This window comes from Sulfolobus sp. E5-1-F, assembly GCF_009601705.1.
In the GTDB taxonomy this organism is placed as follows: domain Archaea; phylum Thermoproteota; class Thermoprotei_A; order Sulfolobales; family Sulfolobaceae; genus Saccharolobus.
The window spans coordinates 213,152-229,511 of record NZ_CP045687.1 but is presented as its reverse complement, the minus strand read 5'-3'; the positions used below and the strand labels follow the sequence as shown (position 1 = coordinate 229,511).

17 protein-coding genes and 3 pseudogenes are annotated in these 16,360 nt (G+C 34.8%); 9 read left to right on the top strand and 11 right to left on the bottom strand.

Features of this window, described 5'->3' with window-relative positions:
* The first annotated feature begins 26 nt into the window (after positions 1 to 26).
* A complete protein-coding gene (gene bluB, locus GFS03_RS01230; RefSeq protein WP_153422130.1) occupies positions 27 to 710 on the top strand; it encodes a 5,6-dimethylbenzimidazole synthase in 684 nt (227 codons plus the stop codon).
* On the opposite strand, the gene GFS03_RS01225 is transcribed toward bluB, so the two are convergent.
* Positions 697 to 1,245 (bottom strand): hypothetical protein, encoded by a 549-nt coding sequence (locus GFS03_RS01225; protein WP_153422129.1) that lies wholly within the window; start codon positions 1,243 to 1,245, stop codon positions 697 to 699. The two genes, bluB and GFS03_RS01225, sit on opposite strands and share 14 nt — an antisense overlap.
* A gap of 36 nt (positions 1,246 to 1,281) precedes the next feature.
* Positions 1,282 to 1,563 carry a hypothetical protein gene (locus GFS03_RS01220; RefSeq protein WP_153422128.1) on the bottom strand — a complete coding sequence of 94 codons (282 nt, stop codon included), beginning with the start codon at positions 1,561 to 1,563 and terminating at the stop codon, positions 1,282 to 1,284.
* A gap of 118 nt (positions 1,564 to 1,681) precedes the next feature.
* On the opposite strand from GFS03_RS01220, the gene GFS03_RS01215 reads away from it, so the two are divergent.
* Both GFS03_RS01215 and GFS03_RS01210 read left to right on the top strand, forming a co-directional pair.
* Positions 1,682 to 2,749 carry a VIT1/CCC1 transporter family protein gene (locus GFS03_RS01215; protein WP_153422127.1) on the top strand — a complete coding sequence of 356 codons (1,068 nt, stop codon included), beginning with the start codon at positions 1,682 to 1,684 and terminating at the stop codon, positions 2,747 to 2,749.
* Positions 2,750 to 2,788: 39 nt separating this feature from the next.
* Complete coding sequence (locus GFS03_RS01210) at positions 2,789 to 3,781, top strand: hypothetical protein (protein ID WP_153422126.1); 993 nt, start codon at positions 2,789 to 2,791, stop codon at positions 3,779 to 3,781.
* 4 nt (positions 3,782 to 3,785) lie between these two features.
* Here GFS03_RS01210 and GFS03_RS01205 read toward each other — a convergent pair whose 3' ends face one another.
* The 4 genes and pseudogenes from GFS03_RS01205 to GFS03_RS01190 all read right to left on the bottom strand — a co-directional run bounded on the left by GFS03_RS01205 (position 3,786) and on the right by GFS03_RS01190 (position 6,031).
* Entirely contained in the window at positions 3,786 to 4,616 is an 831-nt protein-coding gene (locus GFS03_RS01205) for a DUF929 domain-containing protein (protein ID WP_153422125.1), read from the bottom strand.
* Positions 4,617 to 4,631: 15 nt separating this feature from the next.
* Positions 4,632 to 4,709, bottom strand: a pseudogene (locus GFS03_RS01200) (DNA/RNA nuclease SfsA); the annotation flags it as partial.
* Positions 4,710 to 5,000: 291 nt separating this feature from the next.
* The gene (locus GFS03_RS01195) at positions 5,001 to 5,600 is read right to left on the bottom strand and encodes a hypothetical protein (protein ID WP_153422124.1); all 600 of its coding nucleotides are present in this window, start codon (positions 5,598 to 5,600) and stop codon (positions 5,001 to 5,003) included.
* 35 nt (positions 5,601 to 5,635) lie between these two features.
* Positions 5,636 to 6,031 (bottom strand): MarR family transcriptional regulator, encoded by a 396-nt coding sequence (locus tag GFS03_RS01190; protein ID WP_153422123.1) that lies wholly within the window; start codon positions 6,029 to 6,031, stop codon positions 5,636 to 5,638.
* Positions 6,032 to 6,223: 192 nt separating this feature from the next.
* On the opposite strand from GFS03_RS01190, the gene zfx1 reads away from it, so the two are divergent.
* Together zfx1 and GFS03_RS01180 are read left to right on the top strand one after the other, a co-directional pair.
* A complete protein-coding gene (zfx1, locus tag GFS03_RS01185; protein WP_153424525.1) occupies positions 6,224 to 6,538 on the top strand; it encodes a zinc-containing ferredoxin Zfx1 in 315 nt (104 codons plus the stop codon).
* 32 nt (positions 6,539 to 6,570) lie between these two features.
* Positions 6,571 to 7,776, top strand: a pseudogene (locus GFS03_RS01180) (M61 family peptidase); the annotation flags it as partial.
* A gap of 188 nt (positions 7,777 to 7,964) precedes the next feature.
* On the opposite strand, the gene GFS03_RS01175 reads toward GFS03_RS01180, so the two are convergent.
* Positions 7,965 to 9,050, bottom strand: a complete 1,086-nt coding sequence (locus GFS03_RS01175) for a transposase (protein WP_238699150.1) — start codon at positions 9,048 to 9,050, stop codon at positions 7,965 to 7,967.
* Positions 9,051 to 9,169: 119 nt separating this feature from the next.
* Here GFS03_RS01175 and GFS03_RS01170 point away from each other — a divergent pair.
* Both GFS03_RS01170 and GFS03_RS01165 read left to right on the top strand, forming a co-directional pair.
* A pseudogene (locus GFS03_RS01170) lies at positions 9,170 to 9,481 on the top strand (PDZ domain-containing protein); the annotation flags it as partial.
* A gap of 376 nt (positions 9,482 to 9,857) precedes the next feature.
* Positions 9,858 to 10,142: a hypothetical protein gene (locus GFS03_RS01165; protein ID WP_153422122.1), complete on the top strand. Its 285-nt coding sequence runs from the start codon at positions 9,858 to 9,860 to the stop codon at positions 10,140 to 10,142.
* Between the two features lie 285 nt (positions 10,143 to 10,427).
* Here GFS03_RS01165 and GFS03_RS01160 read toward each other — a convergent pair whose 3' ends face one another.
* The 4 genes from GFS03_RS01160 to GFS03_RS01145 form a co-directional block, all read right to left on the bottom strand.
* Positions 10,428 to 11,195 (bottom strand): winged helix-turn-helix transcriptional regulator, encoded by a 768-nt coding sequence (locus GFS03_RS01160; protein WP_153422121.1) that lies wholly within the window; start codon positions 11,193 to 11,195, stop codon positions 10,428 to 10,430.
* Between the two features lie 58 nt (positions 11,196 to 11,253).
* A complete protein-coding gene (locus GFS03_RS01155; RefSeq protein WP_153422120.1) occupies positions 11,254 to 11,802 on the bottom strand; it encodes a hypothetical protein in 549 nt (182 codons plus the stop codon).
* Positions 11,803 to 11,914: 112 nt separating this feature from the next.
* A complete protein-coding gene (agl3, locus tag GFS03_RS01150; RefSeq protein WP_153422119.1) occupies positions 11,915 to 13,081 on the bottom strand; it encodes a UDP-sulfoquinovose synthase in 1,167 nt (388 codons plus the stop codon).
* A 101-nt stretch (positions 13,082 to 13,182) separates the two neighbouring features.
* Positions 13,183 to 14,166: a lactate/malate dehydrogenase family protein gene (locus tag GFS03_RS01145; protein WP_153422118.1), complete on the bottom strand. Its 984-nt coding sequence runs from the start codon at positions 14,164 to 14,166 to the stop codon at positions 13,183 to 13,185.
* A 40-nt stretch (positions 14,167 to 14,206) separates the two neighbouring features.
* Between GFS03_RS01145 and GFS03_RS01140 the strand changes: the two genes are divergently transcribed.
* Complete coding sequence (locus tag GFS03_RS01140) at positions 14,207 to 15,514, top strand: MmgE/PrpD family protein (protein ID WP_153422117.1); 1,308 nt, start codon at positions 14,207 to 14,209, stop codon at positions 15,512 to 15,514.
* The gene (gene prpB / locus GFS03_RS01135; protein WP_153422116.1) at positions 15,489 to 16,346 is read left to right on the top strand and encodes a methylisocitrate lyase; all 858 of its coding nucleotides are present in this window, start codon (positions 15,489 to 15,491) and stop codon (positions 16,344 to 16,346) included. The genes GFS03_RS01140 and prpB overlap by 26 nt, the downstream gene beginning before the upstream one ends.
* Positions 16,347 to 16,360: the final 14 nt, after the last annotated feature.

The window sequence follows — 16,360 nt, the reverse complement described above, 5'->3', positions numbered from 1 at the left end:
TATATCTGGATAGTCTATCCATAAGTATGAATGTATATGAAGCGATACGAAAGAGGAGAGATATAAGAAGTTATTACAAACCAGACCCGATCCCAGATGAGGTTTTAGCCAAAATTCTTTCTGCTGCTCATTTGGCCCCTTCAGTTGGCTATTCACAGCCTTGGAATTTCATTATAATTAAAGATATGGAAATTAGGAAAAAAATAAAACAGTTAGTAGAAGAGGAGAGAAAGAGATTTGAAAACACTTTAGATGAAGAACGCAGAATAATATTCTCCAAGATAAAAGTAGAAGCTATATTAGATTCCCCTGTTAACATAGCAGTAACCTACGATCCTACTCGATTTGGCCCTAATATTTTAGGTAGGTCTACTATGCCAGAGACATCTTTATATAGTACTGTATTAGCGATAGGTAATTTATGGTTAGCTGCCACTGCTGAGGGAATAGGTGTCGGATTCGTGTCATTTTTCAATAAGGAAAAGGTCAAGGAGATATTGAAAATTCCCAAGGAGATAGAGTTGGTAGGTTATTTAACCTTAGGATATGTAAGGGAGTTCCCAAAGATACCAGAACTAGAGGAAAAGGGATGGAACAAAAGGTTGTTGTTGTCAGATCTTGTATTTGAAGATATTTTTGGTAAGAAAACAAGTGATAATTTTAGAATGTTATTAGATAGAACCTTTGAGAAAATATTTAATAATTTCTAAGGTTTTCAAATTTAGCTTTAACTCTTAGCGCTTTGCCTATTTTTATTATTTCGTAATTTATTTGTAGATTATTGCATGATCGTGTAATTTCAATTTGGTCCTCTGATATGAACCTAATGTTTGGCTGGTTACAAAGACTTACATCGAGATATTGTGATAGTATTTCGTCTATTTCATTCATATTACTTACTGTAAATTCTAATTCTATAGTATTTCTCATCATTCTTGCGAATGTACCGTGTCGGCTTGACATATATGCTGTTGCTATACATGTTATGCTTCCAAGTACATTGAATGCCAACACTAAATAATAAAAAGGATATCCCAAAATGGTAATCTTTACTATATAAAATACATATGTCGTTAATGCGGAGAGAGAAATTGAATACACTATGGAAGAGACTATTGAGAGCCTATAATTTGTCTTGAAATGATAACTTAGTAACAATCCAGTGAAAAATGGTCCTATTATTGGAACCCACCATAATAAGAATGGAAGTAAAAATACTGTCCTGCTTAAAGTGAAATTTTTCAATGCGGATTAATTTCTCACTTAATACTTTATTAATTTTTATTTAAGTTCAATAACGTTTCCTTCAGTATCTTCAAAGTATAGAATTCCATCTTCACCAATTACCACATATCCAACTCTTCCTCTGCACTTATAGGGAAACGCAAGTAGACCTTTTGTCTTTAATCCTGAAACCGCATATACTGGCAATAAGGAATCATCTAAGTTCAATGCTAGACAGTCAGGTATCAACTTAAATAAATCGTTGAGCAAACTATTAAGCAAATTTTCATATTCGTCTCCTAAATTTTTCAACTTTTTCGCCTTTTCAAATATGTCCATGTTTAATATTCTCCTTTATTAAACTAAAAATTTCCCCTCATGTTTGAAGTAACTATTAATTCGAAATCATTATAAGTTAATCTTAAATTCTACTCTGTATTATAGAGTATTATAAAGAGTGGTAAAGTTGAAGAATATTATACTTGAGAGTTACGAAGAAGAGCTATTTGATTATGAGGTCTACAGAAAGTTAGCAGAAAAAGAGAGAAATACAGAATTAAAGAAGACACTATCTAAGTTAGCGGAAATGGAGAAGAAACATTCAGAATTTTGGAGGGAAATCGCTGAAAAAAGAGGACTTGAGGTTAGAGAGAAGTTAGGGATTTTGAATAAAATCAAGGTAAACTTTTACACGCTGTTACGAAAAATTTTGGGTCTGGATATTACGATTAAAGTCCTAGAAAGCAGTGAGGAAGATGATATAGAGAAGTATAGGAAATTGTCTGAAATGGAAATCTTCTCTTCTGATGAGAAACAAAGGTTAAGGGATATTATGGTGGATGAGGCTGTCCATGAAAAAGTTTTAGGGAATGTTGAAGCTAAAAGTGTAGGTGACTTTGTATATGGTATAAGTGACGGTCTAGTAGAGGTTCTAGCAGCGGTCTCAGGCTTATCTGGGGCTATATCTTCACCACTATTTGTTGCTGTCGGAGGGTTGATAGTTGGCGTATCTGGAACCCTTTCAATGGCAATAGGCGCATATCTATCTACTAAGTCAGAAAAAGACGTAAAGATCCAGGAGAGAAAGAGATTGGAGTTTGAGAAGAATGTTGATCAACACTCAGTTCAATTAAGATTAGTGAATTTCTTTACAGAACTTGGAGTAAACTTAAATCTAGCTAAGAAGGTTTCATCAAGTTTAGTAAACGTTGCTGAAGATATTCTATACCCTGAAGTTAAAGAAGATCCAGTTAAGAGTGCCTTAATTACGGGTTTATCATACATTACTGGAGCTATAATACCCATTTTGCCGTATTTAGTTGGCTTATCTGGACTTACTGGTGTGATCACGTCCTATGTAGTGGCAGGGATATCCACATTTATTGTTGGTTCTATCATAGGGATATTAAGCGGTATAAGTCCATTTAAGAAAGGTGCTCAAATGGCTTCTTTAGCACTATTAGCAGCTTTAGGTACTCATGCTTTAGGATATTTGGCGTCAAGACTTCTAAATGTCAGCATTTAATATGAAAGGCTTTAAATTTTATTGCTTTCAATATAAGATGTGCCTAGTTTATTTGGTAAGAAAGTTAAGGTAATACATCACATAGATCACTTACATTCGACAATGAAGTTAGCAATAAAGACTATACTAGATTCTTATCTTCCAGATATTATAAGAGGTTACGGTTTTAGATATGCAGATCCTAGATGGGGAGAGCCTATTTTCATTCCTTATGGCTATTTAGATGGAGAGTATAAGGATACGATTGAGGCATTTAAAAAAATTATGGAAGAGGTTAATGAAAGAAAAGAAGATGGTTTGGCAAAATTTAAGGAATGGTATCCAGAGGCAAGGTTTTTTGATATCTACAGATTTGTTCAATATTCAATACCTGGGACTGAAGAAGGGTATACTCCCGGTATTGCAGCAGATCCATTAATATCCTATAACTATTTCAAAGATGGTTTAAATGAGGTTAAGGACGAAATTAAGGGGAATGTTATTGTTGCGTCTCCGTCACTCTCCTCTTTTACAGAATTTAAGTTTTACGACCCAATAATAGGTAGAAGAAATGAGATAGTTGATGCGTATATTTGGCTCAATAAGTTATTCCATGAACAATATGATAAGGATAAGATGTATGATGAGAACTTGGGAAGATATTATATGAATATTATCCTTGACTTCTTGGAAGGATACGATAAAAAAAGAAGGGTCAAGGAGATAGAGGGTGGTGATGTATTGTTAATCCCAATGTTTATATGGGGTAAGGATAAGGTATTCGATGATAATAGTAACATAGTTTCAGCATGGAAGAATTCTAAGTTATTTAGTAATTCAATGTTCCATGAAATTGAAGCGTTGCCAGTTATACTTAATAAACAATATTTTGATTCCATAGTGGCTAGATATTCTAACTTGTTCGCCAAAATTATTCTGTTAAGTAATAAGAAACTTCCACAAATTGATAAATGTAGCGAATGTCCTTCCTCTTTAAGAGCCCTAAAGGTACAAAAAGAGGGTAATTTCTCAAAAGTATTTATAATAAAGTGATCTCTTAAGCCAACGCCTCGTTTATCGCATTCGCTATTACTTTTGATGCATTGAGAATCTGGTTGTAGGCTTGTAAGTATTGTCCAGAAGGCGTAGTTTTGTGTAATATTATATTATATAGTACTGTAGAATTTAATGTTGCTAATGTAGACGGAGAGATTTGATTGGGGTATCCCAAATTAATCCAAGTACCGCCAGGTCCAGTTATAATTAATATTGTAATTATGTGCGGATAATTACCAAAATATGCTGGGGCAATATTATTAAGTTGTGTATATGTTTGGTTTACCTCATAATATACTACCAGATTATACGCCCAACTGGGTAACTCACTCTTTAGTTCTGCTAATCCAAAGGTCACATCATCACCATTTATTGGCGTTCCATTGATTGTCTCATTCAAATATTGGCCGTAAATGTATATCGGGTGAAAATACACTCGAGAGTTCGAAAATGGCGTATAGTTTAGGAACAGCAATCCTGGTATTTCCCCTCCAAAATTACTCTCATATACTGAATAATGTGGCACCACGCTTACATTTCCATATTTTGAAAGTGCTAAGTATAAGGGCCATGATGTTGTGGCGCCGTTTGGACAACCATACCAAGATACGAAGTAGATTTCGACAGAATTATTAGACGCATAATTGGTATTACTTACTTTGTAAAGATTAAAGAGGGGAGTATTAGCGTTGGCCGTGATCGGTGAAGATGAAGAGGAATGACTAAAGTATGGAATCGCAACTAAGATTACAATTACCACGACTAGTACAACAAAAGGTATGTAAAGTAACTTATTTTCATTTTGTTGCGATTTTTTCCTTTTAGCCATCATATATACGACTGAACATCAAGTTAAATTTGTTTTGCATAGTGCAATATCTCCAACGTAGACTATACTATTTTCGATTAGCCTAAAAGTTTTTATAATTGCCAAAATATATTTATAAATGTAATATATTTAGTATTCTTAGCCTACAATATCTTTTGCCACCTTCGTCTCTTTAAACAGATAAAATTGTATATAACATAAGACTCTCTTTATCTTTCCGTTTTCAGATTAAATTTAGGCATAATGAGAAGACGTGTTAAGTATTGCTAGAAAGTGCAAAGGCTCTCTTCCCTAATATTATATTTAAGTTTTTTATCCGTTTCTCTATTGATTAAATGATGATGAATTTGCCGAGTGTTGACATTATGAAATGAACCTATTTTCTGATTAAGAAGGATCAATACATATTCTAGTGTTATACTCCTCTTGTATTTCACTACATTCCATTCTATCTGAGTTTATAAATGATTTTTCTATTTTCTTTAGTTGCGAATCTACAAATGTTACCTTGTATCCCGTAACCACGTACCAAATATTATTCTTGTTCTGAATAACTATCAGCCTAGGAGAGAGCTCAAGTAGCATTTTTTTAATATGGTCTGTATTGCTTCCAGTTCCGCTGATTCTGAACTCCTTAACTACTACATCACCTTGATTTCCCTCTATCTCATAACCATCAACGTAAATAGTTAATAAAGCTCCCAATCTCAGTATTGTTGAGAATTCTTTAGGTTCAAGTTCCATTTTGTATTTTGAGATATACCTTAGCCATCTTTCTCTTTTTCTTCCTCTAGTTTTCATCTTAATTAAGCCTTGTAAGCTCATGGAACTTAGTATGTCATTTACTGTAAAAGCGATAAAGTCCGGGTCCCTATAAATTTCCATTCCTTTACATTTCATGTCAGTGATTATACCATTACATAAGTAGGAGTATTCTTGAAGTGGTGGAATGAATAAATCCTCAATACTAGTAATCTTAAGTCTCACATAACTCCTATATGCACACTATTGAATTTAAGCGTTTAATATCCAAATGCGTCAAACAGCGTAAGATCCTCTAATAGCATCATATCTAAAAGTGACAAAGTGACTAATAATGGAAGAATATCAACGTATTCTAGAGGTAACTGGGAAGGATCCACTTTACCACTAACAATTAATTCTTGTAATTGTCTAGATTTTTCTTGTAGAGATTCATAAATCTTCTTAGCTTCCTCAAAACCTGATGCAGTAAGATCGTAGACAGTCTTTTTAAATATAATACCTTTAGTTTTCTTTATAACTAATCCATCTCGTTCTAAATACTTCAATGTCGCATCAACTTCATATTTATCCTCCTTCAATCCCTCAGCTATCTCTTCTAATGTGCACTCCCTATTCTGATATAAGTAAGCAAGAATTTTCTCTCTAAGATTCATGTATAAATTTTCTTATCTTCGTCAGATTTAAAAATTTTGGTTAGTCTAATTTGCATCACTACATAATAAGATGTTTTGTTTACCTTAATAAAGCAATATATAATATTAATAGGTAAAGATGTGAAAAGATTCCCGAACTCGTTAGGGATTATTTTAATTAATGATTTGGTAGAAGGAGTAAATGGTGGAAAAATGGGTATAGATCCCAACTACAGGACGAATTTCCCAGTTTCGGGAGAGCATTCTGGGCATAAAGTATACGGTACAGTGGAACCACCAGCAAAGCTAGGTATCCATGGTACCATTGTTGGAGTAGATTTTGATCTATGTATTGCAGATGGTTCTTGTATAAACGCGTGTCCGGTCAATGTCTTTCAATGGTATGATACACCCGGTCATCCTGCATCAGAAAAGAAGGCAGATCCAGTAAATGAACAAGCATGCATATTCTGTATGGCATGTGTTAACGTTTGTCCAGTGGCAGCAATAGATGTAAAACCGCCATAAAGTTTTTATTACCTTTCTACTTGTTTTCTAAGATGAAATTTTATATAAATCCTAGAAATAAGTATATCGAGGTTTTTGGGGAGGGAAGAGAGGGTATAATTATTTTTCCAACATGGGTCCCTGGTTCTTATGTTATCAGAGATACTGAGAGATATGTTGTAGAAATAGACGGGATTAGGATAGGGAAGAACAGATTCTTCGTTAAGGATAAGTTCAGATATTTAATTCAAGCAGTTAGTAAAGATCAGAGAGAAGCGATCTCAACGAGTGACTATCTATTCATAAATCCCCCCTCAGTCTTTCCTTTTCAGACAATTGAAGAGGAATATTGTGTTAAAATTAACGTTACGTGGCCTATCCACACCACGCTGAAAAAAGTAGGAGATTGGTTTTGTGCCGATAATTATAATGAATTTGCGGACTCACCAATTCAAGCTTCACCTAAATTAAAGCTAATTGAAATTGACAGAAATCATAAAATTTCTACTATTGATGAGCTAGATAAACCATTTATAGAATCTCTAGGTAAATGCACGTTTGAAATAGATCAGAGGATATTCTCCGATTCCTTAGCAAATGAATACATATTCTTTTTTAGGAGATCTGATACCGATTTAGGCGGAATAGAGCATGAGAACTCTTCTTCCATAGTGGTCTCGTGGAATTATAAAGAGCTTATCCGTTTATTTGTTCATGAGTATTTCCATAGGTATAATGTAAAGAAGATTAAGCCTAAAGATTTAAAGATTAATTATGAGAAAGAAACCTATACTGAATTACTGTGGGTTGCGGAAGGCCTTACAGAATATATTGCAGTAATAGTACCTTTGAGAACAAGAGTATCAAAAGTTGAAGAGACTCTAAATTACATTGCAAACACATTAGCATGGCTTACCTTTCCAGGATTAAAGAGAATGAGCTTAGCAGAATCCTCCTATACTACATGGATCAAGTATTACCGACGTGATAATAATTTCTTAAACGTAGGCATTTCCTATTATCAGCTAGGTCTAATTATTGGTCTTATAATGGATCTAGAGATGATTGAAAATGGAAACTCAATTTATGATTTCTTTAGAGAGTTATATAAGATAAGAGAATATACGTATGAGGATGTTAGGGATATAGCAGAGAGATTGGGAGTTAGAAATTTAGACGAATTGGTGTATTTACGAAATCCACCTATATTTAACAGATTGTCAAAATATTTTGAGCTAAGTTTCTTAGATAAAGGTTCTACGTCAGTATGGGGATTTCTTTTATCTTGATATAAACTAAAAAATACTAAGATAGTATTAAACTAACATTAACCCCATTAAAATATATTATATTGTGCTAAAGTAGAAGAAAAATAGCACTTTTCCTAATCAAGTGAAGAGGAATATAGAATTTATTGCACGTGAGATAAAGGGAAAGCGAGAGTGAGTCAATTCAAGTAAACAAGTAAACGAGTATACAAACAAACTGGGTAGTCCAAGTAAGATTTAGAACTCGTTTGAGATCCCTCTCCCCTCATCTCAGTCGAGGAAAGAGAGATCATCTCGTCTGCAAACTCCCTCAACTTGATCCTCCGACGAGATGAGAGAATAAACCAAGCATTAACTATGAGATACGAGATGAGGACGATAACCAACTCCTTCCTCACGTCACAAGTCCTCGTCCTTATCCTAAAGCTCTCAAGGGAACGAAATGCAGTCTCTATTCCCCACCTCCTCCTATACATCTCAGCCAAGAAAATGGCCTCGTACTCCGAAACCCTACTCCTCACCAAAAACGAGACTAACCTATCTCCCTCCCTCAAGATAACCAAATAAGCTCCAGAACGATGCCTCTTAACCAAGAAACCCGTATAGGTTACCCCAGCGTAGGTTACATTAATCTCCTCCAACTCCTTGAGGTAATTCTTATACATGTTCAACCTAGCTGCTATGACGAAGTCAACTCCCCTCTCCACGAGGAACGAGAGTACCTCGTTCACGGCGAACTCCCTATCGGCGAAGATAATTGTTAGCTTGAATCCCAGCTCCTTGACTTGTCTCTCGAGGTTTGTGAAGATTTCCTTGAAGTTCTTTGTTACGTTCTTCTCGGTAACGGGTTGGACGCTTATGAATCCCTTAACTCTTCCCATGAGGTAGATCGCTATTTGGACTAGTCCATAGGTTGTGCCCTTGGTGGGTTTTATTCTTGCTAGTAAGTTCTTTGATTTGTGGTATTGTGGTATTGCGTGGAAGTCCACTGCTACCCTCTTGTCCCTGACCTTGAGGAGTTTTTTAGCCTGTTCCTCTATTGCGCTTATCACGTTTTCAGCTTTCACCGAGTTTAGGGCGTTGAGCGCGTATTTTCCCTCGTTTCCAAGCTCGCTTAAGTATCTTCCTCTAGCTTTCAAGAGTGCTCTCAAGATCTTTTTTACCTTCTCATCTGGGAGAGAAAGGAATATTAGGGAGAAAAGGGATAATAAATTCTTGAAGGCGGACCTAACGTAAGTTCTATTATGGTCTGTTGTACTGGTCATACGTTAGGTTCGCCTTCCTTATATACAAACTTTTCTCCTATTTTACATTTTGAAATTTAGCCTTATTGTATTTTATTTAATGCGTAATTTTCGCTAAAAACGAAATCCCCATACTGACGTATTGCGGTTTAATGCTAGATAACAAGAAGGTAACTTTTGTTGAAGATGATTCACCTGCAGATAAAGCAGGAATTATTCAGGGTGACGAAATAATTGGAATAAATGGGATTTCTTCTGATAATTTAAATTTAGAATGTCATGATATATTAACGTTGATTATTAATAGAGAGGGAAGACTTATGGAGTTTACAATTAAGCCAAGTGAAAACCCTGGACACAATTTGGTTATAAAAGGAAGCGGAGAGATTTTCAAGAAATGGTCTAACGGTATAGAATATGGAGAAGGGAAGTCAAATATAAGACTCATTTAGCTTTATGGGGGTTAAGGTATGAGAATCCCTTTCCTGGTCTCGTTATGGAAAAGCTTTCATTTAGAGAAAAAATGAGAGGTATTAAACCTTGACTGAAAGAACTATGCCATACCATTAGGACAAAGGTTTGAAGCTCGTGAAGGGCAAACCACAGTAACCATTTTTCGCACGGGGCATGTAAACAGTTCCGTTCGATGGAACGTACGCTGTGGGTGTAGTGGGATTGAGATTATCTTGAGAATCAGAAAATCCTCATTTTAAAGTGTAGATGTACTATCCGCAAAGGTGGAGTAGTTTGCCTCATCGTTCACTTCATATAATATTTCAGTATTACGCAAAAATCCTTATAAACTCTTTCTAAGGAAATCCATGTTATATGGAGCCATTCTATTTTAAGTCATATGATAAAACAATAGGAATAGCACACGATGTCAATGAACTAGAAAAGGAAATCGAGAGACTAGGAAAGGAAGATCCAGCTTGTGTTGAATGGCATCTTAAGGAAGGACATATTGTAGCTTGGTTAAACTATATTGGTGAGAGGGGTTTGGCTGAGATGTTAAAGGGAGTTGGTAATGTGAAAGAAGCGTTAGCTAGAATTAGGGAGTTCAAAACATTTAAAGGTAGACAGAAAAAGAGAGTCAAATACTACAACAGATAATTCATTATTCCGGTTAGTAGGACTTTTAGCGTTTTTATTTGAGTCTCTTTTTTAATTCACTGATTATATTGGTGTATAAAATTACTTGCCTCAAAATCCTCATTAATTTCTAGACCTTTAATCCCTAATCTTTTTTGACTCTCTTTCATGCAATTTTTCTTTACGTAAGTATCTTAATATCACGAAGATCCAGCTTGTGTTGAATGGCATCTTAAGGAAGGACATATTGTAGCTTGGTTAAACTATATTGGTGAGAAGGTTTAGAATATTATTGTGAAAACACTTTCATAAAAACTCATATTTTGTCGTTATCATTATTTCTGCATCCTTATCGTATTCTCTCTTAAACTTTAGTGCAAGGTCTCTAGCTTCATCTATACTATCAACCACATTTACAAATATTCCAGCTTTGTCATCCTCTATTTCAGTGAAAGTATATTTTGCAAAGAATTTTTTCCCATCCTCCACTTTGGATGTAAATACTGCGAATATGGACATCTCAGCTTTATTTAAATCTATAATAGGTATTAGTCGGATGAATTTTTTGCTATACAAATATCTTAGATGTCTTCTAATTGTTTTAGATGATACTCCTAACTCTTCAGCAAGTTCAATTGGTTTTATTAGAGGTTTCTCTTTAAGTATGCTTACTACTTTTAAGTCAAACTTAGATGGACTGTAAGGCATTTGATGTGGTATATAGATCATTTTCGGTTCTCCCAATTTCTCGCTCATTTTTCGTATCTTTTCGTCAAGTTCAAGTCTACTCTTGGAATCAATTTCATAAACGTTAACTTCTTCTAAACACTCAATCTTAGCTATATAATCCCCATCCCAATCGTATAAATTGTTAAAAGCTACATAACCATGATATCTACCTAGGAAATTTGGATTAACGTAAAGTGTAAATCTTTTTATTATATCCCCAAATAACTTTTCCATTCTATAACTGACGGCTGGAGGAGATATGCCTAGCGTCATTGCAATTCTTCTTTGTGGTGTTCTAGCATCTTTTAGAAGTATCTTTAATATTCCCTTATCTATTGAGTCCATAATTACCTATCTCATTTATGTTTTATATTATTTTCTTACAATACTGTTTTAAAAGTTTTCACAATATTTCTTCTCTTTCACTTATCTTTTTGAGACCTTCGAATAAGGAGTTTATATTTCTTTCATTAAAAGGTAGTCTTACTATAGTATACTCTCCAGTATATATTCCATACAAAAAAAGTATTACATCTCTCTCGTATAAATAAGTGTAAATAAGCGCTTGCATTAAGTCGACCTTTTTTAGTTCTGGTTTACTTTTTATTTCTATCACTAAGTCGTCAGAACAAATATCAGCTTGCCCAATTAATTTAACGTTTCCTATTCTCTCTATTTTCTTATCGCAATAGTACAATTTTCTCTCATCAACTATTCTTGAAAGAAGCTCTAGAGCCTTATTCAAATTATAGTAAAATGGGAGATATTTCTCATTAATTCTGTTAATACCATTTATTAGATATTCTTGTAAATACTCATGAAGTAATTGACCTAAATTGGCGTTACTGGGCATTCTCAACTCTAACTTATAATATTGGGAAAGTACTTCGTATTCTATATCACTATAATTTATGAAATAACCTAACTTCTTCTTTAAGCTATTTTCCAACATCCTACTCTTCTTATGAGGGTTTAAATAAATTTTTCTAAAAAACTAAGATACATCCACTACAAATTTACTCAGAATATTACCTTTATGCGACAATTTGATGGTTAAGAGTGATTTAAGTTCTTCCTTTTCTCCAATCCGTCTTAGGTAGTATTACATGTTTAAATGATTCTAGCCTATTCTTGTAAGGAATTAAGTCCTCTATCATGTTCTTTATCTCTTCCTTCATGTTCTTTTTAGGGCGAAATCCTAACGATGGCAGTATCTTAGTTTCAACTTTATAATAGTGCTCCTCTTTTTCTACTCTAGGGTTTCTGACATTTTGAATAGTAACTCTCAGTCCCATAGATTCAGCAACTTCTTTGACCATTTGAGCTATTTGACCCACACTATACACCTCATGAATTTGATTAACGACTCTATATTCTCCTTGACTAGGAGGATGCTCCAATAGAGTAGTTAGCGCTTGCATACTATCCTCAAGTGAGATGAATCCTCTAGTTTGACCTCCTTTTCCATAAGGTGTTAACGGAAGACCCAATACTGCTTCCACACAATATCTATTAACAACAGTTCCCCAAACCTCATCAAAATCGAACCTTGTTCTCAACTTCTCGTCTATAATCTCTTCAGTTCTCGTACCATATACTGGGCCTTGCATAATATCGGTGATAGTCAAATTCCATACCTTATTTGCCCATAACAAGTTATAGCTATCATAAACTTTACTCCAATGATACCAACTACTAGCCCATTTAGGAAATGGAATCTTATCCTTTTTGCCGTTTATTTCGATTTCTACGAATGGTGACTCTAGTATATCATAATTTGGTGTTCCATATTCTCCCATTGTTCCCATCTTTAAAATGTGGATACTTGGATCTACTTTAATTATTGAATAAATGAGATTTATCGTGCTAGTAAGATTATTTATGAAGGTATAATTAGCGTGATTAACATCAATCATTGAGTATGGAGCAGATCTTTGTTCGGCGAAATGTACTACGGCATCTGGTTTATACTTTTGAATAATCTCATGTAATTTATCAAAATCCTTGACATCAGCTCTGTGAAAAACTATATTGAAATCAAGTAATTTCCTTGCTGCTGTAATTCTTTCTTCTGGATCTGGTAATGGAAATGCAGAATCTGACCCTACTTCCCTTACTGCATTTCTAGTGTATAGGTTATCTACTCCAATAACTTCATGTCCTCTCTTAGCTAATCTCAATGCTAATGGCCATCCAAGGTAGCCATCGGCACCTAGAATAAGTACTTTCATCAATAGTGTAATTATCAAGGAAATAAAAAAGCTTATGGTAAGGGTAATGTATATTTACGAAGTTTAAAGAAAGTTAGAGGTATATATGCGAGATCAAGAAATCATTGTTTAATTACTTGCAATAGATGATCTAAGTTCTCCTTATAGACCTTGTAAAAGTCCTCAACAGATTTATTTAACCTCTCTCTGTCACTTTCTGGCAAAACACCCTCTAAACTTGGTCCTATTTCAGCTCCTACAACTGTTGGAACACTTATATGTATTATTTCATCTTTATAAGTTCTAGGAGTTGCGATGCTCATAACTCTCCCTTCATTTAAGACTACTGATCTAACAATGTCCTTTATTATAGTTGCAGGTCCCCAGGTTGTACCTCCCATCACTCTTATTATCTCTCCTGGTATTGACTTAACGTAATTTTCGACCTCCTCCTTAGTTAACCCTTTAGCTACTTCCTCAAATGGTTTCCCATTAACTTTTACTGTACTCCATAAAACTACTGCATCTTCTCCATGTTCTCCCGCTACGTATCCAGTTATCTTAGTCACTGGAACTTTGAGTTTCTTACTTATATATGCTCTCATTCTCATTGTCTCTACTGTGTCTCCAGTACTTATTGTAAATTGTTTAGAGAATCTCATGAATACTGAAGCCATCATATCTACTGGATTTGCAACCATTATGTATAACGCACCTGGGTTTTTAGGAGGAAGCTGCTTTGCGAGGTCTATTTGTATTTTCGCATTATCAACAAATAGATCCCTTCTGCTCATTCCGGGTTTCCTTGGCTTACCCGCCATAATAAGTATGATATCAGCATTGGTTACATCATCAAGAGAGTTAGTACCGATTACTTCAGTGGAAAGACCTCTAGTAGCTATTGCATGTCTTAACTCGTGTTCAAACTTTTCTGGTAATTCTGGAATAATATCGTATAATATAGCTTCACTGGCTAAACCGTCAAAAATTACAGAATAAGCTATCGTCTGACCTATTTTTCCTACTCCTATAAAAGCTATTTTTACCATACTATCACGAGTATAAATATGCATCCTAAAGTATATTAAGCTTTTTTCAATTTTCATTATAGTTCGACTTTTATACTCCCTTTAATTCTACTCTATTATGGAAATAGCTGAAAAGATTGCTGAATTTGTGAATTCAGTAAATTACCAAAACTTAAGTGAAAAGATTATACATGAGGCAAAAAAGAGAATAATTGATACAATAGCAGTAGCTTATGGAGCACTAAATTCTCCTCCTCACTTAGTTAACAAAAAGGTATTAACGTATTTCCAAGGTTCTGTTCCCCTACTTTTCGGAGGAAGTGCGACTCCAGATTTCGCGGCTTTTTACAACACTTTTTTAATTAGGTATCTAGACTTCAATGACACTTATCTTTCAAAGGAGCCTTTACATCCCAGTGACATGATAGGTGCTTTCTTATCCTTAGGTTCACTTTTTGATCTTAAAGGGAGGGATGTAATAGAAGCGATCGTTACAGGTTATGAAATTGGGGTAAAATTGTGTGATGCAACATCGTTGAGAAAGAAGGGCTTTGATCACGTAACTTTCCTTCAGATAGGAGCTGCTGCAGGTTTAGCTAAAATGTTAAAATTGGACGAAAAGTCTACTATTAACGCTATTTCGTTAACAATAGTGCCAAACGTTGCACTTAGGGAAACTAGATCTGGGGAATTATCCATGTGGAAGGCCGGTGCTGCAGCGGATGCCTCAAGGAAAGCGACTTTTGCGGCACTTTTAGCTAAGTTTGGAATGACCGGTCCTTCAAAGACTTTTTCAGGTAGATTAGGTTTCATTAATGTTGTAGCTAAAGACTTCGACTCTTCGGTGTTTAATAAGTTAGAGGTAGATGGTATACTTAAGACTAGTTTGAAGAAATATCCAGTGGAGTATCATGCTGAGGCAGTTGTTGAGGCTGGAAAGAGCTTAAATGTTAATGTTGATGACATTGTTAAGATTGAAGTTGAAACCTATGAGGCTGCTAAGACGATAATAGCTGATGAAGAAAAATGGAATCCCACTAACAAGGAGACAGCAGATCATAGTTTGCCCTATATTCTGGCTTATACTTTAATTAAGAAGGATTTTTGGCTCGACGCGTATGATCAAGAAATGATATTCAATGAAAAAATAAGGAGTTTAATGAAGAAGATTACTGTAGTTGAAGACGAGAAATATACTAGTATATATCCTAAGGAGTTGCCTGTTAAAGTAACAGTTTATACCAGTAAGGGTAAAGATACAGTTGAAATTAGGAATCCAAGAGGTTATTATAATAATCCAATGACTGATGCCGAAGTTGAGGAGAAGTACTTGAGGCTAAAAGGAAGGAAGGAAGAGTTAAATATTTTGTGGAATATGGAAGAATTAAAGGTGAGGGAAATTGTCTCAAGTATTAAAGGAATCTGATTTCTTAATAGTACCTGGAGTATTTAATCCGTTTACTGCGATTCTAGCGAAAAAGGTAGGTTTTAAGGCAGTTTATCTATCGGGCGCTGCTCTTACCTCATCTTATGGTCTACCAGATATAGGTTTAATCACATTAGATGAGGTTGCTGAGATGATAAGAAAAATAAAGGAAGTTGCAGATATTCCAATAATAGTTGATGCAGATACTGGGTTTGGTGAGGCAATAAACGTTTATAGAACTGTAAGGGTTTTGGAAAAAGCCGGTGCTGACGCCATTCAAATAGAGGATCAAAGAATGCCAAAGAAATGTGGGCATTTAGAGGGTAAAGAGGTTGTAGAGCCTTTAGAAATGGTTCAGAAGATAAAGGCTGCTTTAAAGGCTAGAAGAGATTCCTTAATAATTGCAAGAGTCGATTCTCGTGGAGTAATTGGGTTAGATGATGCAATAGAAAGGGCAAAAATTTATTTAGAAGCTGGCGCTGATGTAATATTTCCAGAGGCTCTTACTAGTAAGGAGGAGTTCGCTAAGTTCGCTAAAGAGGTAAAGGCTCCGTTACTAGCTAATATGACTGAATTTGGTAAAACCCCTTACATTAAGGCCCAAGAGTTTAAGGAGATGGGTTATAAATACGTAATATTTCCTGTTACTATATTTAGAGTGGCAGCTAAGGCAATGAAAGATGCCCTAGAGACATTATTAAGAGAGGGAACGCAAGTTAATTTATTAGATAAGATGATTACTAGGCAACAACAGTACGAGATAATTGATTACTTCTTTTACGAAAGATTAGACAAGGAATTAGGTAGTATAAAACTCATTAGAAAGCTTTAAATTTTTATATACGA

Coding starts and splice junctions, on each gene's coding strand:
- bluB (WP_153422130.1), top strand. CDS start 27: ATGAATGTATATGAAGCGATACGAAAGAGGAGAGATATAAGAAGTTAT.
- GFS03_RS01220 (WP_153422128.1), bottom strand. CDS start 1,563: ATGGACATATTTGAAAAGGCGAAAAAGTTGAAAAATTTAGGAGACGAA.
- GFS03_RS01205 (WP_153422125.1), bottom strand. CDS start 4,616: ATGATGGCTAAAAGGAAAAAATCGCAACAAAATGAAAATAAGTTACTT.
- GFS03_RS01190 (WP_153422123.1), bottom strand. CDS start 6,031: ATGAATCTTAGAGAGAAAATTCTTGCTTACTTATATCAGAATAGGGAG.
- zfx1 (WP_153424525.1), top strand. CDS start 6,224: ATGGGTATAGATCCCAACTACAGGACGAATTTCCCAGTTTCGGGAGAG.
- GFS03_RS01175 (WP_238699150.1), bottom strand. CDS start 9,050: ATGACCAGTACAACAGACCATAATAGAACTTACGTTAGGTCCGCCTTC.
- GFS03_RS01165 (WP_153422122.1), top strand. CDS start 9,858: ATGGAGCCATTCTATTTTAAGTCATATGATAAAACAATAGGAATAGCA.
- GFS03_RS01160 (WP_153422121.1), bottom strand. CDS start 11,195: ATGGACTCAATAGATAAGGGAATATTAAAGATACTTCTAAAAGATGCT.
- GFS03_RS01155 (WP_153422120.1), bottom strand. CDS start 11,802: ATGTTGGAAAATAGCTTAAAGAAGAAGTTAGGTTATTTCATAAATTAT.
- agl3 (WP_153422119.1), bottom strand. CDS start 13,081: ATGAAAGTACTTATTCTAGGTGCCGATGGCTACCTTGGATGGCCATTA.
- GFS03_RS01145 (WP_153422118.1), bottom strand. CDS start 14,166: ATGAAAATTGAAAAAAGCTTAATATACTTTAGGATGCATATTTATACT.
- GFS03_RS01140 (WP_153422117.1), top strand. CDS start 14,207: ATGGAAATAGCTGAAAAGATTGCTGAATTTGTGAATTCAGTAAATTAC.